The sequence below is a fragment of the Streptomyces sp. NPDC027189 genome, from assembly GCF_055566975.1.
The window spans coordinates 31,989-54,246 of sequence record NZ_JBVHRI010000024.1 but is presented as its reverse complement, the minus strand read 5'-3'; the positions used below and the strand labels follow the sequence as shown (position 1 = coordinate 54,246).

23 protein-coding genes and 4 pseudogenes are annotated in these 22,258 nt (G+C 70.4%); 11 read left to right on the top strand and 16 right to left on the bottom strand.

Going from position 1 to position 22,258, the window contains the following annotated elements; genetic code table 11:
* Positions 1 to 50: 50 nt before the first annotated feature.
* The 3 genes from ACZ4RZ_RS38695 to ACZ4RZ_RS38685 are packed head-to-tail and all read right to left on the bottom strand — an operon-like array spanning position 51 to position 2,913.
* Positions 51 to 779: a cupin domain-containing protein gene (locus ACZ4RZ_RS38695; RefSeq protein ID WP_467752007.1), complete on the bottom strand. Its 729-nt coding sequence runs from the start codon at positions 777 to 779 to the stop codon at positions 51 to 53.
* Positions 773 to 1,714 carry a DUF6807 domain-containing protein gene (locus ACZ4RZ_RS38690; protein ID WP_467751870.1) on the bottom strand — a complete coding sequence of 314 codons (942 nt, stop codon included), beginning with the start codon at positions 1,712 to 1,714 and terminating at the stop codon, positions 773 to 775. The genes ACZ4RZ_RS38695 and ACZ4RZ_RS38690 overlap by 7 nt, the downstream gene beginning before the upstream one ends.
* Positions 1,711 to 2,913, bottom strand: coding sequence for a Gfo/Idh/MocA family protein (locus tag ACZ4RZ_RS38685; RefSeq protein ID WP_467751868.1), 1,203 nt, complete (start codon positions 2,911 to 2,913; stop codon positions 1,711 to 1,713). Before ACZ4RZ_RS38685 ends, ACZ4RZ_RS38690 begins: the two co-directional genes overlap by 4 nt.
* A 320-nt stretch (positions 2,914 to 3,233) precedes the next feature.
* On the opposite strand from ACZ4RZ_RS38685, the gene ACZ4RZ_RS38680 reads away from it, so the two are divergent.
* From ACZ4RZ_RS38680 to ACZ4RZ_RS38670, 3 genes are all read left to right on the top strand, one after another.
* Positions 3,234 to 4,109, top strand: coding sequence for an undecaprenyl-diphosphate phosphatase (locus ACZ4RZ_RS38680; RefSeq protein ID WP_467751866.1), 876 nt, complete (start codon positions 3,234 to 3,236; stop codon positions 4,107 to 4,109).
* 233 nt (positions 4,110 to 4,342) lie between these two features.
* A complete protein-coding gene (locus ACZ4RZ_RS38675; RefSeq protein WP_467751864.1) occupies positions 4,343 to 4,858 on the top strand; it encodes a DUF1877 domain-containing protein in 516 nt (171 codons plus the stop codon).
* A gap of 123 nt (positions 4,859 to 4,981) precedes the next feature.
* Positions 4,982 to 5,161 (top strand): hypothetical protein, encoded by a 180-nt coding sequence (locus tag ACZ4RZ_RS38670; RefSeq protein ID WP_467751863.1) that lies wholly within the window; start codon positions 4,982 to 4,984, stop codon positions 5,159 to 5,161.
* A 230-nt stretch (positions 5,162 to 5,391) separates the two neighbouring features.
* On the opposite strand, the pseudogene ACZ4RZ_RS38665 reads toward ACZ4RZ_RS38670, so the two are convergent.
* Positions 5,392 to 5,718 (bottom strand): annotated as a pseudogene (locus ACZ4RZ_RS38665) (SDR family oxidoreductase); the annotation flags it as partial.
* A gap of 27 nt (positions 5,719 to 5,745) precedes the next feature.
* Between ACZ4RZ_RS38665 and ACZ4RZ_RS38660 the strand changes: the two are divergent.
* Entirely contained in the window at positions 5,746 to 6,093 is a 348-nt protein-coding gene (locus ACZ4RZ_RS38660) for a hypothetical protein (RefSeq protein WP_467751862.1), read from the top strand.
* 72 nt (positions 6,094 to 6,165) lie between these two features.
* On the top strand, positions 6,166 to 6,876 hold the full coding sequence (locus tag ACZ4RZ_RS38655) for an alpha/beta hydrolase (protein WP_467751861.1): 711 nt from the start codon (positions 6,166 to 6,168) through the stop codon (positions 6,874 to 6,876).
* A gap of 146 nt (positions 6,877 to 7,022) precedes the next feature.
* On the opposite strand, the gene ACZ4RZ_RS38650 is transcribed toward ACZ4RZ_RS38655, so the two are convergent.
* The 3 genes and pseudogenes from ACZ4RZ_RS38650 to ACZ4RZ_RS38640 form a co-directional block, all read right to left on the bottom strand.
* Complete coding sequence (locus ACZ4RZ_RS38650) at positions 7,023 to 7,256, bottom strand: hypothetical protein (protein ID WP_467599396.1); 234 nt, start codon at positions 7,254 to 7,256, stop codon at positions 7,023 to 7,025.
* 61 nt (positions 7,257 to 7,317) lie between these two features.
* Positions 7,318 to 8,472 (bottom strand): inorganic phosphate transporter, encoded by a 1,155-nt coding sequence (locus ACZ4RZ_RS38645; RefSeq protein WP_467751859.1) that lies wholly within the window; start codon positions 8,470 to 8,472, stop codon positions 7,318 to 7,320.
* Positions 8,473 to 8,496: 24 nt separating this feature from the next.
* Positions 8,497 to 8,718, bottom strand: a pseudogene (locus tag ACZ4RZ_RS38640) (LLM class flavin-dependent oxidoreductase); the annotation flags it as partial.
* Between the two features lie 270 nt (positions 8,719 to 8,988).
* Here ACZ4RZ_RS38640 and ACZ4RZ_RS38635 point away from each other — a divergent pair.
* Complete coding sequence (locus tag ACZ4RZ_RS38635) at positions 8,989 to 9,474, top strand: nuclear transport factor 2 family protein (RefSeq protein WP_467751857.1); 486 nt, start codon at positions 8,989 to 8,991, stop codon at positions 9,472 to 9,474.
* Positions 9,475 to 9,713: 239 nt separating this feature from the next.
* On the top strand, positions 9,714 to 11,288 hold the full coding sequence (lnt, locus tag ACZ4RZ_RS38630; protein WP_467751855.1) for an apolipoprotein N-acyltransferase: 1,575 nt from the start codon (positions 9,714 to 9,716) through the stop codon (positions 11,286 to 11,288).
* Here lnt and ACZ4RZ_RS38625 read toward each other — a convergent pair.
* Both ACZ4RZ_RS38625 and ACZ4RZ_RS38620 read right to left on the bottom strand, forming a co-directional pair.
* A complete protein-coding gene (locus ACZ4RZ_RS38625) occupies positions 11,206 to 12,117 on the bottom strand; it encodes a Gfo/Idh/MocA family protein (protein ID WP_467751854.1) in 912 nt (303 codons plus the stop codon). The genes lnt and ACZ4RZ_RS38625 overlap by 83 nt on opposite strands.
* Before the next feature lie 102 nt (positions 12,118 to 12,219).
* A pseudogene (locus tag ACZ4RZ_RS38620) lies at positions 12,220 to 13,456 on the bottom strand (FAD-dependent oxidoreductase).
* 154 nt (positions 13,457 to 13,610) lie between these two features.
* On the opposite strand from ACZ4RZ_RS38620, the gene ACZ4RZ_RS38615 reads away from it, so the two are divergent.
* From ACZ4RZ_RS38615 to ACZ4RZ_RS38605, 3 genes and pseudogenes are all read left to right on the top strand, one after another.
* Positions 13,611 to 14,201: a TetR/AcrR family transcriptional regulator gene (locus ACZ4RZ_RS38615; protein ID WP_467751852.1), complete on the top strand. Its 591-nt coding sequence runs from the start codon at positions 13,611 to 13,613 to the stop codon at positions 14,199 to 14,201.
* Positions 14,198 to 14,579 (top strand): annotated as a pseudogene (locus ACZ4RZ_RS38610) (mycothiol transferase). The gene ACZ4RZ_RS38615 and the pseudogene ACZ4RZ_RS38610 overlap by 4 nt, the downstream one beginning before the upstream one ends.
* Positions 14,580 to 14,797: 218 nt before the next feature.
* Entirely contained in the window at positions 14,798 to 15,259 is a 462-nt protein-coding gene (locus ACZ4RZ_RS38605; RefSeq protein WP_467751850.1) for a hypothetical protein, read from the top strand.
* A 112-nt stretch (positions 15,260 to 15,371) separates the two neighbouring features.
* On the opposite strand, the gene ACZ4RZ_RS38600 is transcribed toward ACZ4RZ_RS38605, so the two are convergent.
* The 7 genes from ACZ4RZ_RS38600 to ACZ4RZ_RS38570 all read right to left on the bottom strand — a co-directional run bounded on the left by ACZ4RZ_RS38600 (position 15,372) and on the right by ACZ4RZ_RS38570 (position 21,527).
* Positions 15,372 to 15,929: a hypothetical protein gene (locus ACZ4RZ_RS38600; protein WP_467751848.1), complete on the bottom strand. Its 558-nt coding sequence runs from the start codon at positions 15,927 to 15,929 to the stop codon at positions 15,372 to 15,374.
* Between the two features lie 122 nt (positions 15,930 to 16,051).
* Positions 16,052 to 16,735, bottom strand: coding sequence for a uracil-DNA glycosylase (locus ACZ4RZ_RS38595; RefSeq protein ID WP_467751847.1), 684 nt, complete (start codon positions 16,733 to 16,735; stop codon positions 16,052 to 16,054).
* A 104-nt stretch (positions 16,736 to 16,839) separates the two neighbouring features.
* Positions 16,840 to 18,420 (bottom strand): ABC transporter substrate-binding protein, encoded by a 1,581-nt coding sequence (locus tag ACZ4RZ_RS38590; RefSeq protein ID WP_467751845.1) that lies wholly within the window; start codon positions 18,418 to 18,420, stop codon positions 16,840 to 16,842.
* Between the two features lie 206 nt (positions 18,421 to 18,626).
* Positions 18,627 to 19,388 (bottom strand): SDR family oxidoreductase, encoded by a 762-nt coding sequence (locus ACZ4RZ_RS38585; protein WP_467751843.1) that lies wholly within the window; start codon positions 19,386 to 19,388, stop codon positions 18,627 to 18,629.
* Positions 19,389 to 19,405: 17 nt separating this feature from the next.
* Positions 19,406 to 20,167, bottom strand: coding sequence for a 3-oxoacyl-ACP reductase FabG (gene fabG, locus ACZ4RZ_RS38580; RefSeq protein WP_467751841.1), 762 nt, complete (start codon positions 20,165 to 20,167; stop codon positions 19,406 to 19,408).
* Positions 20,168 to 20,382: 215 nt separating this feature from the next.
* Positions 20,383 to 20,766 (bottom strand): DUF3037 domain-containing protein, encoded by a 384-nt coding sequence (locus ACZ4RZ_RS38575; protein ID WP_467751839.1) that lies wholly within the window; start codon positions 20,764 to 20,766, stop codon positions 20,383 to 20,385.
* Entirely contained in the window at positions 20,763 to 21,527 is a 765-nt protein-coding gene (locus ACZ4RZ_RS38570; RefSeq protein WP_467751837.1) for a HipA family kinase, read from the bottom strand. The genes ACZ4RZ_RS38575 and ACZ4RZ_RS38570 overlap by 4 nt, the downstream gene beginning before the upstream one ends.
* Positions 21,528 to 21,725: 198 nt before the next feature.
* Between ACZ4RZ_RS38570 and ACZ4RZ_RS38565 the strand changes: the two genes are divergently transcribed.
* Complete coding sequence (locus ACZ4RZ_RS38565; protein ID WP_467751835.1) at positions 21,726 to 22,202, top strand: Rieske (2Fe-2S) protein; 477 nt, start codon at positions 21,726 to 21,728, stop codon at positions 22,200 to 22,202.
* Positions 22,203 to 22,258 lie beyond the last annotated feature (56 nt).

Below are 22,258 nucleotides of genomic sequence, written 5' to 3'. Positions count from 1 at the left end.
GCAGGCCCAACGGGCCCCTTGCCGGCCTGGACGGTCCCCTGTTTACAGGCCTAGACGGTCCCCTTGTAGACGTCGAGCCGTCCGCACATCCCGAACCGGCCGTACGCGGACGGCTGCTCGGCCCGCACGACGGCATCACCGAGGTGGGACGTGTCGCCCCGCTCCAGGCGGTCGAGCTGGTCCCCCGTGGCCGCGGCGGCCGCCTCGGCGCCGCGCCGCCACCGCTCGCGCCACTCCACGAGGCGGGGCCGCACCAGCGCGACAGCGGCCCGGTGGAACGCGGCGAGCGGCTCGGGCCCGTCCGCGTCGCGCAGCGCCCGGTAGCCCTCCAGGGCGAGATCGCGCCGGGTCCGGGCGACCCGCGCCTGCTCCGCCTCGTTCGCGTCGGCCGGGATGACGGTCGCGGCCGCGTAGGTCTCGGGGTCGGCCAGATACGCAGGGGGCAACGTGAGGACCGCGTCGCCGGCCTCCGGCAGACCGTTGTTCTGCATGAGGACGGTGATGCGCAGGTCGTCCTCGTTGACGAGCCGGTGGATCGTGCCGGGCGTGAACCACGCGACGGTGCCCGGGCCGAGCGGTGTGACCTCGTACCCCGACGTCGTCAGCGTCTGCACCGATCCGCGCCCGCCGGTGACGACGTACGCCTCCGAACAGGTCAGGTGCAGATGAGGGGTTCCGCCGCGCACGCCGTCGGCCGCGGGCCAGTCGTAGACGCAGAGGTGCGAGACCGCGACGGCCCCCGGGAGTCCGGCGAAGCCGGGGATCACAGCGCTCACCAGGGATGCTCCTCCAGGTACTTGGCGATCTCCTCGCGCTCCCAGGCGCCCTCCGCGACGACGACCCGGTAGCGGCGGATGAGCGTGTCCCCGGGCGCGAGCTCCAGTTCGTCGAAGAAGGCGAGCGACGGGGCGACAGCCGCGAAGGGTTCGTTGCGGACGAACCAGTGGGCCGGGTGGGCGCCGCGTGATCCGGAGTGGTCGTTCTCGGGGGCGTGCGCGAAGACGAGGGTCGCGTGGCCGTCGGAGCCGTCGTGCTCCCCCGAGTACGCGAGCCACGGCGCCTGCCGCCCCATCAGCCCGGACCCTTCGGAGTCGGGCCCGATGACCCGGCCGCCGCGGAAGGCGCGCGGGCCACGCCAGAACAGGCCCGTGTAGCCCGCCATCTCCCGCCCGGCGGTAGTGGGACTGCCGAAGCGCAGGGGCTCCTCACGGCGGTTGGTGACCGCGGTGGTCCAGGTCAGCGCCCAGGAGCCCGCCCCGGGATCGATGTCGTGCACCTCGATGCGGCGCTCCTCGTCGGCCCACGGATCCCCGTCGTACGGATACCAGGTGAGGCGTTCCGCGATGACCGCGCGGGCACCGTCCGAGGCGATCTCGTCGAACGTGACGTGCGCCATCGACCCGACACGCTCTGGGAGTTCGAGATATCCCTTTCCGTGGACGTATGTGTTGCCGCCCCACAGGTTCTGGCCGGAGAGGTGCGAGGCCGTCATCTGCAGGCCCTTGTGCCAGCGGTGGTCGTTGGGCCGGTAGTCCGTGACGACGTTGTTCGCCAGCGTCCTGAGCGGATGCAGATACGGCTTCGGGGACTCCCAGGCGGCCTCGGGCCGGTAGACGTAGCTCAACAGCTCGACGCCGCTGGTGACTTCACTGACGGCGACGCGCTCCCCATGTGTGTGGACGAGGCGCAGGCCGCCCTTCGAGGACGTGGTCACGCCGGCACCTCCTGGCCCAGGGAAGCCTCCGGAACCACTGGCGCCCAGCCGGGCGCACCGCCGTGCAGGGCCGCGTAGAACGGATCCCCCGGGCCGATCTCCCCCGCGCGGACGGTCGTGTCCGTGAACGCCGACTTGTAGAGCGCGGTGATCAGTTCCAGGCTGGTTCGTCCGTCGGCGCCGCTGCTGCGCGGCCGTTCCCCGGCGCGCATGCTCGCGACCAGCTCCCGCAACTGCGCGAGGTGCGAACTCGGCACGTCCACGCCGAAGTCCCGCCAGGCCGCGACATCGGCGTCCGGCACATCCGGTGCCGGTGTGATGCGCCAGTTGTCGTTGCTGTGCCCGTACAGATGCGTGAGCTCGACGGTCCCGCGTTCGCAGTCGATGCGGATGCGGCTCACCTCGTCGGGGCTCAGAACGCTGTTGACGACGGTGGCCATCGCGCCGCTCGCGAAGCGGACGAGGGCGGTCGAGACGTCCTCCGTCTCCACGTCGTGCACCAGGCGTCCGGCCATCGCCCGCACCTCGCTCCACGGCCCCAGCAGGTCGAGCAGCAGGTCCATCTGGTGGATGCCGTGTCCCATCGCGGGCCCGCCGCCCTCGGTCGCCCAGCGTCCGCGCCAGGGCACGGCGTAGTAGTCGGCGTTGCGATACCAGGTGGTCTGGCAGTGCGCGACCAGGGGACGGCCCATGGCCTCCGCGGCGATCAGGCGCCGTACGTGCCGGGCGCCCGAGCCGAAGCGGTGCTGGAAGACGATGGACGCGTACGGGCCCCCGTCCGTGCCCTCCTCCGCCTCGACGGCGTCGAAGTCGGCCAGCGTCGGGACGGGCGGCTTCTCGCACCACACCCAGGCGCCGGCGCGCAGCGCGGCGACGGTCTGCTCGCGGTGCAGGGTCGGCGGGGTGCAGATGGCGACCAGGTCGGGCCGCTGCTCTTCGAGCATCCGGTCCAGATCGGTGTACGCGTGCGGGATGCCCGCCTCCGCGCAGAACTCCCGGACCGCACCCTCGGCGATGTCGACCGCGGCGACGATCTCCGTCTCGCCCTCCTCGGCGAGCCGCGCGAGCGCCGGGTAGTGGCTCCCGCGCGCGATGGCGCCGGCGCCGATGAGGGCGGCCCGGACGCGGCGGCCGTCGAACGCGGTCGCGGGGATGTTCGCGGAGATCTCGGGGCCGGTTGCGGTGCGGGATGTGCTCATGTACGTGATCAGCGCTCCATCGGACGTGACGTCAGACGTTGGCCAACGCATGATGCCCCCGGGCGAGACCCAGTGACAGCAAGCGCTTTCCCTCCGGCTGCAACGTATGCGGCGATCCGGCGGCCGGTCAACACCCCGGTCACACCATGGACAACGTTGCCGCGCGCCCCGGGCAGGACCGCGTCGTACGGCTGCGAAACCCCTGCGGCCGGGCCGTCACAGACGGACGCTACGCTGCCCTCGACACCCGTGATCACCCGAACGGCGGCACGGCGTGCCCGTCGCCCCTCCCACCATCGGCACTTGGACCACGTAACTTCATGTCTTGGTTTGAATCCCTCATCCTCGGACTCGTCCAGGGGCTGACCGAGTTCCTTCCCGTCTCCTCCAGCGCCCATCTGCGTCTGACCGCGGCGTTCGCGAGCTGGGACGACCCGGGCGCGGCCTTCACCGCGATCACCCAGCTCGGCACGGAGGCTGCGGTCCTGATCTACTTCCGCAAGGACGTCGGACGGATTCTCGCGGCGTGGTTCCGCTCGCTCACCAACAAGGCGATGCGGCGGGACCACGACGCACAGATGGGCTGGCTGGTGATCGTCGGCTCCATTCCGATCGGTGTGCTCGGGGTGACGCTCAAGGACCAGATCGAGGGACCCTTCCGCGATCTTCGGGTCACCGCGACGATGCTGATCGTGATGGGCGTGGTCATCGGCGTCGCCGACCGGCTCGCGGCACGCGACGAGACGGGCGGCAAGCACCGGGCGGCCAAGCAGCGCAAGACACTTGAGGATCTGAACGCCAAGGACGGCCTGCTCTACGGCCTCTGCCAGGCGATGGCACTGGTCCCCGGAGTCTCCCGGTCCGGCGCGACCATCAGCGGCGGCCTGTTCATGGGCTACACCCGCGAGGCAGCCGCCCGCTATTCCTTCCTCCTCGCCATGCCGGCCGTCCTCGCCTCCGGCACCTTCGAGCTCAAGGACGCCGCCCAGGAGGGGCACATCTCCTGGGGCCCGACGATCTTCGCGACGGTGATCGCGTTCGCGGTCGGCTACGCCGTCATCGCGTGGTTCATGAAGTTCATCTCGCACAAGAGCTTCATGCCGTTCGTCTGGTACCGGATCGCTCTCGGCATCGTCATCATCGCGCTGGTGGCGACGGGCGGGCTGAGCCCGCACGCGGCGGAGTCGTCGGGCTGACGACTCACACCCCGGGCGCCCCCGGCGTCCCTATGGTCCTGGACAGGGCGAGTGCCCAGGGTTCCTCCTCGATCCGCGCACCGCTGGCGACATACGCGATTGTCCCGCGCCCGGGCCGGGCGAGCGTGAGCGCGAGGCCCGGACCGGGAACGCAGCGCGCTTGAACGCAGCGCCTCGACGACCCCGCGAAAGTCCAGCGACAGCGGGCCTCGGGCCTGGCCATACTCCCCTGCATGGCCTTGACCCAGCAGTTCGCCCGCGTCTCTCCGGAGTACCTGGCGCGGCGTCGTGAGTCGGCCCTCGGTTCGCCCGGCGCCGCTCCCGGTTGGGCCCCTCCGCCCCGCGATCTCCTCGACGCCGACTGGGCGTTGTGGGGTCTCCTCTGGTACTGCCGCAAGCCGGCCGCCCACCCACGTCTGATCGATGCGCTCGACCGGGCGTTGTCCGGAGACCCCGGAGGCGACATCGGCTTCCTCGACCACGACGAGGTGTACGACGGCCTCACCGACCCGCCCGGTCTGCTGACTCCTGCCGCGGTCGACGAGATCACCCGCGCCCTCTTCGCCGTGGACATCGGCCAAGTCCTCGCGGATCTGCCGCAGTCCCCGGAGGCCGCCGCCTCCGTCGTCGGATTCGAGGGGTTCCGCGGCAACGTACGGGACTACCTGGTCGAGCACTTCCTCGCGCTGCGTGCCTTCTTCCGCGGCGCGCAACTGCGCGGTCAGTGCGTCGTCGTCTGGATCGACTGAGCCCGGCCGAGGCGGTACTCGACGGGCAGCGCGTCGGATTCCCCGCCCGCCGTGACGAAGCACATACGGCATGAGTAGCCGTCCGGTAGCGCACTGTCAGTCCTTGCCCCTAGGCTTGTGCGCATGTCCCCCGATTTCACTCCCTCTGGTTCCGTGCGGTCCGCTGCCGCGTTAAACGAGCAGATCCGTGCCCTGTGGACGCGCGCGGGCGGTTCCCTGTCCGCCCAGGAGCGAGCGGAGTACGAACTGCTGGTCGTGAAGTGGGCGCAAGCGATACGGGGAGAGGTCGTCGAGGCGGCATGAGAGCCGCGGGGTGAGCGCGCCGACCGGGCCTGACTTCCCACCGGTCGAAGCCGACGCATCTCCACGACAGCCGGTCAGTTGAGGCCGACGCATCTCCACGACAGCCGGCGAGTCGAAGCCGGCGCGTCTGCAAGGTAGTCGGCCAGCCGAAGCCGGCACATCCCCACGGCAGCCCGCCACTTGAGGCCGGCGCACCCGCCCTTCAGCACCGGCGGCCGAGCGGCGCTCCGTCACCGCCCCCCGGACACCCGAAGCACAGCCCCCGTCAGGTACGACGAGTCGGGCGACATCAACCACGCGATGGCGGCGGCGATTTCCTCCGCCCGACCGACGCGTCGAAGCGGAATCGAGAAGGCGGCGCGCTCGGCGCGGCCCGGGTCGCCCATCGTCGCGTGCATCTCGGTGTCGATCATGCCGGGTGCGACCGCGTTGACGCGGATGCCGTCGGGGCCGAGTTCCTTGGCCAGACCCGTCGTGAGCGCGTCGACGGCCGCCTTGGTGGCCGCGTAGTGCACGAACTCGCCGGGGCTGCCGAGCGTGGCGGCCGCCGAGGACACAGCGAGTGCCTGGGGGCGGACCTGGTCGTGGCCGCGGACGGGGTGCGGTCCGCGGCCCGCCAGTGGCTCTTCGGCGCGGATGAGGCAGTCTTCTCGAAAACCGCTGCCTACCGGGCGCTGCTCTCGGTCGATGAAGTGGCCGATGCGGACCTGCCGGATACTGGAGTCCGGCTCGGACCGGACCGGCATTTCGTGCACTACTGGGTGCGTCGTGGGGAACTGCTCAACATCGTGGCCGCGTTCCGGGCGGAGGCGGCGCAGGAGTCGTGGACCGCGCAGGCGGAGCCGGGAGAGCAGCTGCGCGAGTTCGACGGGCGGGACTCCCGGGTGCTCCCCGTGCTTGAACGCGCGGGACCGCAGAGGAAGGGCGGTTGACCTTCCGGCTGGACATGATGGCTTGGGTGGACGGTCGTCGCGGTGCGGCCGCGGAACCGAGGGAGGCCTCGCATGAGGGTCGTGTTCGTCCACGGAGCGTGTGCTCTGGATGCCGACTGGTGGTGGCACCGAATGGTGGAACCACTCGCCGTCCTGGGCCTGGAGAGCCGCAGCGTGGACCTGCCCAGCTGCGGCGAACAGGCTGGGGCTGCGTGTGGGGCGGATCTGTACGCCGACGCTGACGCCGTGCGGGCCGTACTCGATGAGGAGCCGGGGCACCCCGCCTTGCTGATCGGGCACTCCTACGGTGGGATGGTGATCACCGACGCCGCCGCGGGCCGGCGAGACGTCGGCCACCTCCTCTATGTCACCGCGGTCGTGCCGGACCGCGGCGAATCCCTCGCCTCCCTGGCCGGACCGGAACCCGCGCCCTGGGTCGTGCCGAGGGATGACGGCACGGTCGTCCCGAATACGGCGGTCGACCTGCGGGGCGCCTTCATGTACGACTGCGACGAGGAGGCCGAGGCGAGTGCCTTCCAGCGGTTGGGACCGCAGTCACAGGCGGTCTTCGCTCAGGCTCCGCGCGGCATCGCCTGGCACAAGACCGCCTCGACTTACGTCGTCTGTACAGAGGACCGGGCCACGCCGCCGGCGAAGCAGCGGGAGTTCGCCCGGCGGGCGTCCAGGGTGATCGACCTGCCGACCGGCCACCATCCGTTTCTGTCCCACCCGGCGTTGCTGGCCGAGGCGATCGGCGAGATCGCCGACGAGGTCGGAGCGTGACATCGAAGACCGTCGGGCACGCAGGCATCCAGGACAGCAGCAAGGGTCTTGGTGGCAGCGGTCCATGAGCCGCCTGCACCGGCGAAGGCGACAGCACGGTCCGCCGCGCCGGCAGGCGGCATCTGGTTCCTGGTATCGCGTCGGGATCACCGATGGAATTGGGGAACGATGAGGTAGATCCCGTAGAGCACCGCGGCGGCACAGGCCATGAAGCACGTTCCGGCAGCCGCGAGTGCGGCCCTTCCGGCCTCGCCGTGCTCGCGTGCTGTGTCCCGCTGGGACAGCGCGACCACACCGAAAGCAAAGACAACGACGACAGCAAGTGCTGCGCCCGCTCCCACTACGACCACCTGGCCGAGTGCGCTCCAATGCAGGTTCATCCCGACCGACCTTCCTCTCGCTCATAGCTCTGCGCCGCACTGGTCCGGTTCTGCCGGCAGGTCACCGGCCGGTGCCCCCGCCCGTCTGCACCGCGAGACCGACCCGTACCGTCTTGGCCTCGTTGACGTTGCGCGCGGTGACCGGATTCCGTCGGGCGAGTACGACGATGACCGCGGCGACGGCGAATGCGCACAAGGACACCAGGGCGAGGCCGAGGTTCCCGCCCTGCGTGACCCCCACAGCCGCGACCGCGCCGACAAGACCGGCCGACGGCAGGGTGACCAGCCAGGCGATCGCCATACGCCCGGCTGTTCCCCACCTCACCTTGGCCAGCCGCTTGCCGACCCCGGCCCCGATGATGGCGCCCGAGCACACCTGGGTGGTGGACAGGGCGAAGCCGAAGTGCGCCGAGGTGAGGATGACGGTGGCGGAGGAGGTCTCGGCCGCGAAGCCCTGAGGGGATTCGATGTCGGTCAGGCCCTTGCCCATCGTCCGGATGATGCGCCAACCGCCCAGATAGGTGCCCAGGCCGATCGTGAGCCCGGCGGTGATGATCACCCACAGCGGCGGCCCGGAGCCGGAAGGGAGAGTGCCGGCGGAGATCAGGGTGAGGGTGATCACCCCCATCGTCTTCTGCGCGTCGTTCGTACCGTGCGCGAGTGAGACCAGCGAAGCCGAGGCCGTCTGGCCGAGCCGGAAGCCGCGCGTCACCGTGCCCTTGCGAGCGCGCACGGTGATCCGGTAAGCCGCATAGGTGGCCATCAGCGCGGCCGTACCGGCGACGAACGGCGACGCGAACGCAGGAATGATGATCTTCTCGACCACTTCGGAAAAGTTGATGGCGGAGATCCCCGCCCCGACCCACACGGCACCGATCAATCCCCCGAACAGGGCGTGCGAAGACGAAGAGGGCAGACCGACCAGCCAGGTCAACAGGTTCCACAGGATGGCGCCCACCAGACCCGCGAAGATCATGGTCGGCGTCACCTGAGCGTCGTTCACGATGCCGTTCGAGATGGTCTTCGCCACTTCAGTGGACAGGAACGCACCGGCGATATTCAGCACGGCACTGATCAGGACTGCGACCTTGGGCCGCAACGCCTTGGTGGCGATGGACGTTGCCATCGCGTTCGCCGTGTCGTGAAAGCCATTCGTGAAGTCGAAGGCTAACGCCGCAACGATGACTGCCACCACAATGAACGAGATGTGGTCCATACCCCTGAGTTAAACAGGCGGGTTCAGTGCGAGCGACCTGGCAAATGTTGCCGCGTGGGCGGTCAGGACGACGGGCGGGAACGCTCCGATGACCGGAGAACGGTGATGCTCGGCGTACCAGAGTGGCAGGTAACCGAGGTCCTCAAGGCGTCGGGCGAACTCGGTGGTGTCTCGTAACGGGTCTGCGGCTCGGGCGCCCGTTTGGACCATGGCCACTTCGAGCGCGCTGAGCGGAACGGTGATCATTCGGGCAGTACAGGAATCGTCGGTCAGCGCCAACCCCCTTTGCCTACAAGGCGGATCGGCCGCTACGCCGGCCACGAGCGCCCAGTGTCTCGTTGGCTGACGCGCAGGGCACGAATCGAGCCGCTGCCCTGCCGGGCTGGTTCGCAAGCGATTGATCGTTCACGGGCAACAGCGTCCACCGGACGAACCTGTCGGGGCCACCGACTATCAGCCGCCGAATATCACCGCACGGCCCTTGGCGTGGCACGCTCCGTGGCCAACACTGAGCCGATGACGCAGCGTGTAGAGCTCGCGACCGTGATGGACCGGTTGGCCGTGGATGGACTCGTCACCGACTACGCGGTGGCGGTGGACGACGGCGACTGGGAGGCGTACCGGGGGCTGTTCGCGCCGGACGGGCGCGCGGACTACCGTTCGGCCGGCGGCATCGAGGGGAACGCCGACCAGGTGGCGGGATGGCTCGCCCAGAGCATGGAGCTGTTCCCGATGCGCCAGCATTTGATCGTCAACCGGCGCATCCGGTTCGGGATCCTCGAGCAGGACACCGGCGACACGGCCCGGGTCCAGGCGGATTACATCAATCCGATGAGGTTCGCGGGACACGACGGAGGATCCACCGCGCCGGACTTCGTGTGCGGCGGCCGTTACGCCTTCGGGCTGCTGCGTACGGACGACGGCTGGCGGCTGCGCCACGTGATCGTCCAGGAAAAGTGGCGCCGCGCCCCGCGGACGCTTCAGGAACCGGCGGCCACCTGAGTGGGCCCGCTGCCCCATGGCACCGCCACCGTAGCGGGCTCCCCACCGACGGCACCCGCCACCAGAGCGGGCTCCTGCCACGAGACCGGCCACCAGGGCGGGCCCGCCACGACACCCGCAACCAGAGCGGCCCCCTACCGACCACACCCACCACCAGGGCCGCCCCCGCCGAGGCCCCCTGTCGGAGATCGTCACCGACGCGCACACTGGAGGCACGCACCTGGGGAGGGAGGCGCTGCATGAAGAGGCCCGACCAATGGCTCGCCTCTCCTTGGCGACGCGGGATCATCGCCGCGCTGGCGGGCGCGTTGCCCGTGTTCGCCTTTCCCGCCCCGTCCTGGTGGTGGTTCGCGTACATCGCGCTCGTGCCCTGGATCCTGCTGGCCCGCTCGGCCCCGACCGGCAGGCGGGCCGCCTTCGACGGCTGGCTCGGCGGGCTGGGCTTCATGCTCGCCGTGCACCACTGGCTGCTGCCGAGCCTGCATGTGTTCACGGTGCTCATAGCGGCACTGCTCGGTGTGCTGTGGGCCCCTTGGGGCTGGCTCGTCCGGCGGTTCCTCGCCGGGGTGCCCTCGGCGGGACGGGTCGGCGCCGCGCTCGTCGTACTGCCGTCGGGGTGGCTGGTGGTCGAACTGGCCCGGTCCTGGCAGGGCTTGGGCGGCCCCTGGGGCCTGCTCGGGTCGAGCCAGTGGCAAGTGGAGCCCGCGCTGCGGCTGGCCTCCGTCGGCGGGGTGTGGCTGCTCAGCTTCCTGGTGGTGGCGGTCAACGTCGCCGTCGCCGTACTGGTCGCGGTGCGTGAATCCCGTATGCCCGCCGTGGCAGGACTGCTCGCGACGGCTGCCGCGACCTCGGCGGCGTGGGTGTGGTCGCCGCGACCCGACGTGGACGGGCGGGTACGGATCGCCGTCGTGCAGCCCGGGATCGTCGACGGCATGGGCAGCCCCGCCAAGCGGTTCGCGCGCGAGGAGGCGCTCACCCGGACGCTCGCGGGGCAGCACGTCGACCTGGTCGTCTGGGGCGAGAGCAGCGTCGGCTTCGATCTGGCCCACCGCCCCGACCTGGCGAGCCGGATCGCCGCGCTCTCCCGCCTGACCGGTGCCGACATCCTGGTGAACGTCGACGCGCGCCGCTCCGACCGGCCCGGCATCTACAAGAGTTCGGTCCTGGTGGGACCGCAGGGCCCGACCGGCGACCGGTACGACAAGATGCGCCTCGTGCCCTTCGGCGAGTACATACCCGCGCGTTCCCTGCTCGGCTGGGCGACCTCGGTGGGCAAGGCGGCGGGTGAGGACCGCAGACGCGGCACCGAACAGGTGGTGATGAACGTCGGGCACGGGCTGCGCATCGGCCCCATGGTCTGCTTCGAGACGGCCTTCCCCGACATGAGCCGCCATCTCGCCCAGGACGGCGCCGGGGTGCTCCTCGCGCAGTCGTCGACATCGACCTTCCAGAAGAGCTGGGCACCCGAGCAGCACGCCTCGCTCGCCGCGCTGCGGGCCGCCGAGACCGGCCGCCCGATGGTGCACGCGACGCTGACCGGCGTCTCCGCCGTCTACGGCCCGAGCGGTGAGCGCATCGGCTCCTGGCTCGGCACGGACGCGAGCACGACGATGGTGTACGAGGTGCCGCTGGCCCGGGGTGTCACACCGTACGTCCGGTTCGGCGACTGGCCGGTGCACGCGGCCCTGCTGGTGCTGGCGGCGCTGTGCGCGACGGAGAGCGCCCGCGCGATCAGAGCGCGGCGGCACGCTCCTCAACCGCACGTACCACCCGCTCGCACAGTTCATGGGTCGCCAGCGCGTCACGGGCGCTGAGCACCTTGCCCGCGCGCACCGCGTCGAGGAAGGCGATCGCCACCTGCTCGATACCGCGCTGCCTGGCCACCGGCACCCAGTCCCCGCGCCGCCGGACAGTCGGCTGCCCCTTGTGGTCGATCACCTCGGCGAGGTTGACCACCTGACGCTTGGTGTCCTGGCCCGAGACCTCGAGGATCTCTTCGTTCGAGCCGCTGAGCCGGTTCATCACGCCGAGCGCCGTGAAGCCGTCCCCGGCCAGTTGCAGCACGACGTGGTGTATCAGCCCGTTCTCGACGCGGGCCCGCACGGTCACGTCGTCGACCGGCCCCGGCACCAGGAACCGCAGAGTGTCCACCACATGGATGAAGTCGTCGAGGACCATCGTGCGCGGCGCCTCGGGCAGTCCTATGCGGTTCTTCTGCATCAGGATCAGCTCACGCGGGTGATCGGCGCACTGCGCGTAGGCGGGCGCGTAACGCCTGTTGAAGCCGACGGCGAGACCGACGTTCCGCTCCTCCGCGAGCCGCACGAGCCGCTCGGAGTCGGCGAGTTCGTACGCGAGCGGCTTGTCGACGTACGTCGGTACCCCCGCCTCCAGCAGGCGCGTGACGATCTCGGGATGCGCGACGGTGGCGGCGTGCACGAACGCCGCGTCGAGATCCTGCGCCAGGAGCTCCGCCAGGTCGGTGTGTCGCTGCGCCTCGGGAAGGTGGAGGCTGTCGGCGACCTGGCCGAGCGTCGCGGGCGTCCGCGTCTGCAGATGCAGCTCGACCCCCGGCTGGACGCCGAGCACCGGCAGATAGGCCTTCTGCGCGATGTCGCCGAGTCCGATGCAGCCGACTTTCACAACAGCCCGCCTCTCGATGATGCGCCGGTTACCGAGGCCGACCTGCTCTTCTGCCGGGAGTCCGGGGATTGTCCCCCGGGAAGGCACAGCACAGGGGTCTCCTCAAAGGGTGCGTTGCGGGTTCCTGACCTCGGGGGAAGCATACGGCTGCCCGGGCGGCCGCCAGTCGGCGATGCCGTCGAAGCTCCGCAGGAACAGCGCGGGCCCGGCCTTGGACAGCGCGGCGATCGCGGCATTGCGTACGGCGATGCCGGCGCGGTTGCTCATCAGGCTGAGCCGCGCCACCTGGACGGCCTTCCGCGCGATGGCGGTCGTACGGGGCTTGCGGTCCGCCGTGTAAGCGGCCAGGTCGGTCCCCTCCGGGCGCGCGTGGTGGGCGAGCACGATCGCGTCCTCGATGGCCTGGTTGCCGCCCTGCCCGAGGGTCGGCGGCATGGCGTGCGCGGCGTCGCCGAGCAGGGCGACCCGTCCACCGTAGAAAAGCGGGCAGCGGCTCGGCGATGTGATGGACGTCGTGGCGCGGTACGTCCGAGGGGCCGACCGCGTCGATCAGGGCCGGGATCGGATCGTGCCAGTCGCCGAACCGGCGCAGGAACTCCTGCTTCTCGTCGTCGTCCGCTCGCTCCCCGGCGGGGGCCACGGCGGCGGCGTACGCGTAGACCCTGCCGTCCTGGAGCGGCTGCGTCCCCCAGATCCGGCCCCTGCCCCAGGTCTCGTGCGCGGCGAAGCGCAGCTCCGGCGCCGGGACGACGAAGCGCCACGTGGTGAAGCCCGAGTGGACGGGACCGGGGTGACGCGGGAAGAGCGTCTCCCGTACGGCGGAGTGGATGCCGTCGGCGCCGACGACCAGCTCGGCCTCCAGATGGCCGTCCGGGGTGCGGACCAGGGCGGGGCGCGTGCCGTTGCCGGGGTCGACCAGGGTCGCGGGGGCCGTCGTGCGCACGGTGCCCTCGGGGAGCCGCGCGGACAGCCGGTCGATGAGGGCCGCCCGGTGCAGGACCACGAGCGGGCCGCCGAAGCGGTCGGCGAGGGCGGCGGCACTGGTGCGGGACACCCAGCGGCCGTCCGGGGTGCGCATCCCGCCGTCGCCCTGCCAGGCGGCGAGTTGCCGGATCTCGTCACCCACGCCGATCACGTCGAGCGCGCGCAGGGCATTGGGGGCGAGGGAGATTCCGGCGCCGACCGGGGCGAGCGAAGGGGAGCGTTCCAGGACGGTGACCCGCCAGCCGCGGCGGAGCAGCGCCACGGCCGCGGTGAGACCTCCGATGCCGCCTCCCACGACGACGGCACGGGGTGCCGGGGCGTGCGGCTTCGACTGCGCCTCTGCCTGTTGTGCCATGACTCCTCCTCGCCCCCCAGGGGGCACCGTGCGTATGCGATGACCGGACCCGCTCCGGCTGCCGCACATGTCCGGACCACCTCGGTCACTACAGCTGTAGTAGCCCGCCATCTCGACCGTACTACAGATGTAGTGCTCCGGGTAGGTTGACCTCATGTCCGTACGCAGCACCGGTGCGTCCCGCGCCGAACTCATCGCCGACACCGCCCTCGCCCTGCTCGCAGAGCGCGGTATGCGCGGTCTCACCCACCGCGCGGTCGACGAGGCGGCGGGGCTGCCCCAGGGCTCGACCTCGAACCAGGCGCGCACCCGGCTCGCCCTGCTGGAGGCCGCCGTACGGAGGCTCGCGGAGCGCGAGGCGCAGGTGCTGACGCCCGACGAGATGCCGGATCCGCGAGGCGGGTTCGACGCGCTCGCCGACGGTCTCGCGCTCGCCCTGCACCGCTATCTGACGCGCCATCGTGAACTGCTCGTCGCCCGCTACGAGCTGGCCCTGGAGGCCACCCGGCGGCCCGAGTTGCGGGAGTTCTTCGACGCGGCGGGGCAGCGCTTCCGGGATCCACTGAACGCGCTGGTCACGGCGGCGGGGTCACGCGATCCCGCTCGCCATGTGCTGTCGCTGGTCGCGTGGTGCGACGGGCTGATGTTCTCGTGCGTGGCCGGTTCGTTCCACGACTCCGTGCCGAACGTCGACGAACTGCGGGAGAGCTTCCGAGAGCTGTTGAGGGGGATGCTGACGCCATGACGACGGAGCGGACCGAACCCGCCACGAACGCCGATGAGCACATGGCAGAGGTGGAGCGGGGCTGGTTCCGCACGGTCCTCGCGACCGACGACGCGGGGCCGATCTACGCCGCCGAAGCGGACCCGGACGGGGACTTCCATGTCACCGAGGCGGACACCTGGGACGAGGCGTATGCCACCTGGCAGACGGAGATCGGGATCGCCCGGCGCAACACGGCGCGCTTCGCCCTGGACGACGTCTGCGCGAAGGCACCCACCTTCACCAGCGAACCCATCAGCCTGCGCCGGCTCCACCACCCACATGATCAAGGAGTACGCGCGCCACATCGGCCACGCGGATCTGATCCGGGGGCGGATCGACGGCGCCACCGGCGAGTGAGAACACCGGGCACAGTGCCGACGGGAGGGCGAGGCACGCACCACAGCGCCGGCGAGAGGGCGAGGCACGCACCACAGCGCCGGCGGAGGTCGAGGCACCCGGCGGCGGGTCACCCTGCTGACGGCGACACCCACCGGAGGAGCGGAAAGATCACTCGTGTGGAGCAACCTTCGCTTGTCCGCTCCCCAAGGAAGGCCCGACCCAGCAGAGTTGAGCGGGTGCATCGAACGACGACGACCGCAACGCTCCTGGTCACCGTGGCTGTCACGGCCCTCTCCGGCTGTGTGACCGTCCAGCGATCGCCTGCCTCCGGCACGCCGCCCGCGCCGTCCCGGCATGACGCACCGGGTCCGGACGGCGAGGCCGAGCCGCAGATCGTGCAGGCCCCGGCGCGGGAGGCCCTGGAGCTCATCGGGCCGTCCCGGAAGCCGTCACCGAGTGCGACGACACCGCGCCGTGCGGCTCCCCCGCCGCCCACTGCGGCACCGGCGATCCCTCCGCGCCGTCCCCGTCCCGCCCCGCATCCCGAGTCACGGCGCCCCCAACCCCGCGTCGCCGTCCCGCCCGCAGCCCCCGCTGTGCCGCAGGACCCGGACGTGTGTGCCCTCGGCAGGAAGTACGGCGGCTGGCAGGCGGACAGTCCAGAGGTGACCATCTGCCAGGGGGCGTACGGACATTGACGGAGTCGGCGCCCGTCGCAAGGGGGTGCGTGGCCACGAGGGCGCTCACCACGGGTGCCGGCGTGCGGCCGGATCCGCCACGGATCCGAGGCAGCCGGCCGGCACGCACACGCTAGGGCCGCTGTCTCGGCGGTCCCAGGGTCTCGCCTCCGGGCCCGCCGAGACGGTCGGGGCCGGGGACCTCCCCCAATCCCCCGGCACCGTCGAGCCGCAGCTCGAGACGGCCGATCGCCGCCCGGACGCCGTCCCCGTAGCTGTCGTGCCCGAGGGCGCCGACCGCCCCGCGGGCCCGGCCCAGATGGCTGCGGGCGGCCTCGGAGCGGCCGAGCTTCAGATAGTCGGCGGCCAGGTTCAGATGCAGCGACGGGTAGAACGCGCGCACCGCGAGCGACTGGTGGTGCTCGGCGACCTGCCCGTCGCTGAGCTCCTCGGCCGCCGACAACGCCCGTAGGTCCCAGGCGAGTTCGTCCGAGGGATCGTCCTGTGTGTCGGCCATGTAGTGCGCCAGTGTGCAGCGGTGCAGGGGGTCGCCGTCCTCGCCGATCTCCGCCCACAGGTCCAGGAAGCGACCCCGAGCCTCCTCGCGGTCACCGCCGTGGTGCAGCATGACGACCTGCCCGATCCGGGTCATCATGGCGTCCGGCGCCGCCTGCTCCTGTTGCTCCGCCACCGCGTCCTCCAGGCTCGTCGCTGTCCTTCACGACGCTAGCCCGCGGCACTGACAATCACGCTCAGGCGCCCCCGTGCACCGCTGGGCCAGGCCGGTGACGGTCGGGCCCAGCGGCGGTGATGTCAGCCCAGGTCCGGGATCTGCCAATCGATGGGCTCGTGACCCTGCCGGGCCACCGCCTCATTGATCTGCGTGAACGGACGCGAACCGAAGAACTTCTTCGCCGACAGCGGCGAGGGGTGCGCCCCCTTCACCACCACGTGCCGCTCCTCGTCGATCAGCGGGAGCTTCTTCTGCGCGTAGTTGCCCCACAGCACGAAGACGGCCGGGTCGGGCCGGTCGGCCACGGCGCGGATCACCGCGTCCGTGAACTTCTCCCAGCCCTTGCCCTTGTGCGAGTTGGCCTCGCCGGAGCGCACGGTCAGCACCGCGTTCAGCAGCAGCACACCCTGCTCGGCCCACGGCATCAGATAGCCGTTGTCCGGGATCGAGGTGCCCAGCTCCTCCTTCATCTCCTTGTAGATGTTGCGGAGCGAGGGCGGGGTCTTCACCCCCGGGCGGACCGAGAAGCACAGGCCGTGTCCCTGGCCCTCGCCGTGGTAGGGGTCCTGACCGAGGACGAGCACCTTCACCCGCTCGTACGGCGTCGCGTCGAGCGCGGCGAAGACCTCCTCCCGCGGAGGGTAGACGGGACCCTTCGCGCGCTCCTCCTCGACGAACTCGGTGAGTTCCTTGAAGTAGGGCTGCTGCAGCTCCTCGCCCAGGACGCCGCGCCAGGACTCGGGCAGCATGGCGATATCGGTCACGTCAACTTCCTCCGATGTGCGGTCACTTCCAGACCACAGAACCTACCGTCGCCCACTGACAACCGGCTCCGGTCCCGCTCCCGCACGGCCGGTCCAGCCGTGCGCTACCAGCTGGTTTTGCGGTGCAGCTCCCACATCGCCATGATCGTCGACGGGTCCAGGGCCCGCTCGCCGCCCGAGATATCCTCGCTCGCGGCCACGTACTGCTTGCCCTGCCACAGCGGCAGCAGCCTGGCGTCGTCGACGAGGATCTGCTGGGCCTCCTCGAACTCCTTGACCACGGCGCTGCGGTCGCTCTGACGGCGCGACTCCGGCAGCAGGTTGTTCGTGATCCGCGGGGCCGGATAGGGCGTACCGAGGGCGTTCTGATCGCCCACGAAGGGTGCGATGAAGTTCTCGGCGTCCGGGAAGTCGGGGAACCAGCCGCGACCGAACACCGGGTACTCGCCCTTGCGATAGCCCGCCTCGTACGTCTTCCAGGGGCGGCTCTTCAGCGTGACGCGGAACAGGCCGGAGCCCTCGAGCTGACTCTTGAGCTCCCGGAACTCCGGGGCGGTCTCGGAACCGTAGCGGTCGGTCGTGTACCAGAGCGTGAGCGGGACGGGCTCCTTGATGCCCGCCTCCAGGAGGATCTTGCGGGCCTTGGACGAACTGGGTGCCCCGTAGTCGTCGAAAAACCCGGCGCTGTGCCCGATCAGGCCCGCGGGGACCATGGAGTACAACGGGTCGACGGTGTCCTTGTAGACCTTGTGCACGATGGCCGGCCGGTCGACGGCCTGGGCGATCGCCTTGCGGACCGCGAGCTTCCCGGCCCATGGGTCCTTCGGGTTGAACACCAGGTAGCTGATTTCGGTGCCGGCGCCTTCGAGGAGCTGGATGTCCTTCTGGGAGTCGTGCCCCTGGAGCTCGACGATGTCCGATGCTGCGAGCCCGCGGTAGGTGACGTCGATCTTCTTGTTCCTGAGCGCTTCGACCATCTGGGCCGAGTCCGGGAAGTAGCGGATGGTGACCGCGTCGTTCTTGCGCTGGGCGAAGCCGTCGTAGTGGTCGTTCCTGACCAGTTCGGCCTTCTTGCCCTCCTCGTAGGACTGGAGGGTGTACGGCCCGGATCCGAAGACCTTGCCGTCCGTGCGCAGGGCGTCGGCGGGGTATTCGTTGGGGTCGACGATCGACATGGCGGGGGTGGCCAGGACGAAGGGGAAGGTGGCGTCCGGCTTGTTGAGGTGGAAGACGACCTCGCGGTCACCCAGTGCCTGGACCCGGTCGAGGCTGCCGAGCAGGCCCGCCGGACCACCGCGGACCGCGATCTTCTTGATGCGGTCGATGGAGTGCTTGACGGCCCGGGCGTCGAGCGTGTCTCCGTCGGAGAACTTCATGTTCGGGCGGAGCACGCAGCGGTACGCACGATTGGACCGGTCCGTGAATTCGCAGTTCTTGGCCGCGTCGGGCTGGGGCGTGACCGCGCCGTTGGGGTAGCTGAGCAGCGTCTGGTAGATGTTGCGGAACAGCTCCCAGGAGCCGTCCCAGGAGGCGGCCGGGTCCAGCGTGCTCGGCGCACTGGTGGTACCCACGACGATCGGCCCCTTGTCGTCGGACGATCCCGAGGACAGTACGCCGCACCCGGCCACCAGGGTTATGGACGTAGCCGCCGCCAGTTGCCGTAGACATCGGTTCCGGTTGAACACGCGCGCGCTCCTCGATCTGCCTTACCAAGGGTCGGCAGACCATACCGCAGTGCCCTGCCGGTGGAACCACATTCCCGGCAGGGCACTTGATCAGCACGGATGTGACTACGTTGTCAGACTTCTATGAACCCGTTGCCGAAGCCTTCGTCGAAGTCGATCTCGGTCGACGCCGTCGTGGTTTTTGTCAACTCGCCACAACGCGCGGGTTACTCGACTCCGGCGTTCAGGAACTTGCCGCCGTCGACCACGAGCGTCTGGCCGGTGACCCAGTCCGCCTGCTGCGAGGTGAGGAACGCGGCGGCGCCCCCGATGTCGGAGGGCACGCCGAGCCGGCCGAGCGGGTAGCCCGCGGCCGCCTGCGCCTCGCGGCCCTCGTACAGGGCCGCGGCGAACTTGGTCTTCACCACGGCGGGCGCGATGGCGTTGACCCGCACCTTGGGCGCGAACTCGTGCGCCAGCTGCACGGTCAGGTTGATCATGGCGGCCTTGCTGATGCCGTACGCGCCGATGAACGGCGAGGGAGCGAGGCCCGCGACGGAGGCGATGTTGACGATCGCACCGCCGTTCTCGCTCTGCCAGGCCTTCCAGGTCTGCTGGGCGAAGCCGAGCGCCGAGACGACATTGGTCTCGAAGACCTTGCGCGCCACATTGAGGTCCAGCTCGGCGATCGGCCCGAACACCGGGTTCGTACCGGCGTTGTTGACCAGGAAGTCGACGCGCCCGAAGGCCTCCATGGTGCGCTCGACGGCGATGGCCTGGTGGGCCTCGTCGTGGGCCTTGCCGGCGACGCCGATGACACGGTCGGAGCCCAGCGCCTCGACGGCCTCCTTCAGCGCGTCCTCGTTGCGGCCGGTGATGCAGACCCGATCGCCGCGGGCGACCAGGGCCTCCGCGATGCCGTAGCCAATGCCGCGGCTCGCGCCCGTGATGAGCGCGACCTTGCCCGAGAGTTCGGGAAGTGTGGTCATGTCCGTGTCCTCCGGCCTTAGTTGAGCGGCCCGCCGGCCACGTACAGCACCTGGCCGGAGACGAATCCGGCAGCCTCGCCGGTGAAGAAGGCGATCGCGTTGGCGATGTCGTCGGGGTTGCCGACGCGCTGCACGGGGATCTGCGTGGCGGCGGCGGCCTGGAACTCCTCGAAGCCCATGCCGACGCGGGCCGCGGTGGCGGCGGTCATGTCGGTGACGATGAAGCCGGGCGCGACGGCGTTCGCGGTGACGCCGAACTTGCCGAGCTCGAACGCGAGCGTCTTGGTGAAGCCCTGCAGACCGGCCTTGGCGGCGGAGTAGTTCACCTGGCCGCGGTTGCCGAGCGCCGAGGACGAGGACAGGTTGACGATCCGGCCGAACTTGGCGTCCACCATGTACTTCTGGACGGCTCGCGTCATCAGGAAGGAGCCGCGCAGGTGCACGTTCATGACCGTGTCCCAGTCGGACGCGCTCATCTTGAAGAGCAGGTTGTCGCGGAGCACGCCCGCGTTGTTCACCAGGATCGTCGGCGCACCGAGCTCCTCGGCGACCCGCGCGACGGCGGCCTCGACCTGGGCCTCGTCGGAGACGTCGCAGCCGACCGCGATGGCCTTGCCACCGGCGGCGGTGATCTTCTCCACGGTGTCCTTGCACGCGGCCTCGTCGAGGTCGATCACCGCGACGGCGCGGCCCTCCGCGGCCAGTCGTACGGCGGTCGCGGCGCCGATGCCGCGCGCGGCACCGGTCACTACGGCGACGCGCTGCTCAGTGGTGGACATTGCTGGTTCTCCTCGCCCTTGGAAAAGCCTGTCGGAAAGCCTGTGGATGGCCCGTCTCGGCAACCTTGGCACCCTCGCGGACGCCTCGGCGGTCCTGAAAAGCCTGCGGCTCACGGTACGCCCCTCTGGTGAGCGACCGCTTAGTACCTTCAGCAGACGTGACGCTAGAAGCCCTGGCACCCGGTGTCAACGGCACACCGCGTGCGTGTGATCCATTACCTGACCAGCAGGTCGAGCAACCGCTCGGCCTCGGTCACCGGATCGGCGGTGAGTCCGGTGTGCACGGGCCCCGGCTGGACGACCGTCGAGCGGGGCGCGATCAGCCAGCGAAAACGCCGCCCGGCGTCATCATGGGCCGCCTGACCAGCCGCTTCTCCTCCGGCGCAGACCCCTTCGACGGCACGCAGCGCGGCCAGTACGCCCGCCACGTCCGCCTCCGGGTCCAGCGCCCGCAGCTTGGTTTCGTCCAGATGTGTCCGCGCCGCGACAAAGGACTTGGCGCGGCAGTACACCAGTACGCCCGCGTTGAAACACTCGCCGCGCTCGACGCGCGGCACCACGCGCAGCAGCGCGTACTCGAAGACGTCCCGCTCGCTCATTTGTCCCCCTCGATGCCCTTGATGCGTTCGTGGATGACGGTGGCGCGCGCCAGGAGCGGTTGCGCATAGGCGCGGCGCAGCGCGTCGGTCGAGTCGAAGCCGGGCTCATCGGCCAGCCACTCCTCGGGAATCTCGGCGGTCACCTCGGCGAGCAGTTCTTCGGTGACCAGCGGCGCCAGCTCGGCGGCGGCCGCGGCGATGTCCGGCCCGAAGGGCGCGAGCGCGTGGTCGGAGGCGTCGTACGGCTTGGCGGCGGAGGCCCCCGCGCCGGGCCAGTGGTGGTGCCAGATCATCGTGGCGCCGTGGTCGATGAGCCACAGGTCGCCGCTTCGGACCAGCAGGTTGGGGTTGCGCCAGGAGCGGTCGACGTTGTTGACGAGCGCGTCGAACCAGACGATCCGGCCGGCCTCCTCGGGGCTCACGTCGAAAGCGAGTGAGTCGAAGCCGATCGCGCGGGAGAGGAAGTCCATCCCGAGGTTCAGCCCGCCGCTCGACTTCAGCAGCTCCTGGACCTCCTGGTCCGGCTCGCCGAGTCCCATGACCGGGTCCAGGTCGATCGTCACCAGACCGGGTACGCGCAGGCCCAGCCGGCGGGCGAGTTCACCGCAGACGACCTCCGCCACGAGCGTCTTGCGCCCCTGTCCGGCGCCGGTGAACTTCATGACGTACATTCCGAGATCGTCGGCCTCGACGAGTCCCGGCAGCGAGCCGCCCTCACGCAGGGGCGTGATGTAGCGGGTCGCGATGACTTCCTTGAGCATCGCCCCAGGCTACTGGGGTGACCACGGCCGACGGACGCGCCCCGTGTGCGCCCGCCGCGCCCGGATCCCGATGGGGCCGTACATGCTGTCGAACTGCTGTCGATTTGGCCAAGAAGTCGCCAACCCCCTGAACAGGGCGCAGGGGCAGGCCGTACTCCTGTACGGATCATCCTCACGTTCGTTGAAGGGAAAGTCAGCATGACCAGCGAATCGCTTCAGCCCGTCTCGGCTCCGGCCCGCCGTACCGTCGTGGCGGCGGTCGGCGCGGCGGGGCTCGCCGTCGCGCTGACCGCGTGCGGGTCGGACGACAAGAAGTCGTCCGGTTCCACCGAGGTGAGCGGGGGCGGCTCCGGAGGCGGCGACAACGGCGCGGCCGGGAACGCCGGCGCCACTGTCCTCGCCAAGACCAGCGACATCCCGGAGGGCGGCGGCAAGGTCTTCGCCGACCAGGGTGTGGTGGTCACCCAGCCGACCGCGGGGACGTTCAAGGCCTTCTCGTCCAAGTGCACCCACCAGGGCTGCGCGGTGAAGGGCATCTCGAACGGCGTGATCAGCTGCCCCTGCCACGGCAGCCAGTTCTCCGCCGCCGACGGCAGCGTGAAGAAGGGACCCGCGACCAGCGCGCTGGCCGCCGCCAAGATCACCGTCGACGGCGACTCGATCACGCTGGCGTGATCCCCGGGGACTTCAGCGGTCAAGCTCGCGTGATCATCCCTGTGGACCTCAGCGGT

Coding starts and splice junctions, on each gene's coding strand:
- ACZ4RZ_RS38685 (WP_467751868.1), bottom strand. CDS start 2,913: ATGAGCACATCCCGCACCGCAACCGGCCCCGAGATCTCCGCGAACATC.
- ACZ4RZ_RS38680 (WP_467751866.1), top strand. CDS start 3,234: ATGTCTTGGTTTGAATCCCTCATCCTCGGACTCGTCCAGGGGCTGACC.
- ACZ4RZ_RS38675 (WP_467751864.1), top strand. CDS start 4,343: ATGGCCTTGACCCAGCAGTTCGCCCGCGTCTCTCCGGAGTACCTGGCG.
- ACZ4RZ_RS38670 (WP_467751863.1), top strand. CDS start 4,982: ATGTCCCCCGATTTCACTCCCTCTGGTTCCGTGCGGTCCGCTGCCGCG.
- ACZ4RZ_RS38655 (WP_467751861.1), top strand. CDS start 6,166: ATGAGGGTCGTGTTCGTCCACGGAGCGTGTGCTCTGGATGCCGACTGG.
- ACZ4RZ_RS38650 (WP_467599396.1), bottom strand. CDS start 7,256: ATGAACCTGCATTGGAGCGCACTCGGCCAGGTGGTCGTAGTGGGAGCG.
- ACZ4RZ_RS38645 (WP_467751859.1), bottom strand. CDS start 8,472: ATGGACCACATCTCGTTCATTGTGGTGGCAGTCATCGTTGCGGCGTTA.
- ACZ4RZ_RS38635 (WP_467751857.1), top strand. CDS start 8,989: ATGACGCAGCGTGTAGAGCTCGCGACCGTGATGGACCGGTTGGCCGTG.
- lnt (WP_467751855.1), top strand. CDS start 9,714: ATGAAGAGGCCCGACCAATGGCTCGCCTCTCCTTGGCGACGCGGGATC.
- ACZ4RZ_RS38615 (WP_467751852.1), top strand. CDS start 13,611: ATGTCCGTACGCAGCACCGGTGCGTCCCGCGCCGAACTCATCGCCGAC.
- ACZ4RZ_RS38585 (WP_467751843.1), bottom strand. CDS start 19,388: ATGACCACACTTCCCGAACTCTCGGGCAAGGTCGCGCTCATCACGGGC.
- fabG (WP_467751841.1), bottom strand. CDS start 20,167: ATGTCCACCACTGAGCAGCGCGTCGCCGTAGTGACCGGTGCCGCGCGC.
- ACZ4RZ_RS38575 (WP_467751839.1), bottom strand. CDS start 20,766: ATGAGCGAGCGGGACGTCTTCGAGTACGCGCTGCTGCGCGTGGTGCCG.
- ACZ4RZ_RS38570 (WP_467751837.1), bottom strand. CDS start 21,527: ATGCTCAAGGAAGTCATCGCGACCCGCTACATCACGCCCCTGCGTGAG.
- ACZ4RZ_RS38565 (WP_467751835.1), top strand. CDS start 21,726: ATGACCAGCGAATCGCTTCAGCCCGTCTCGGCTCCGGCCCGCCGTACC.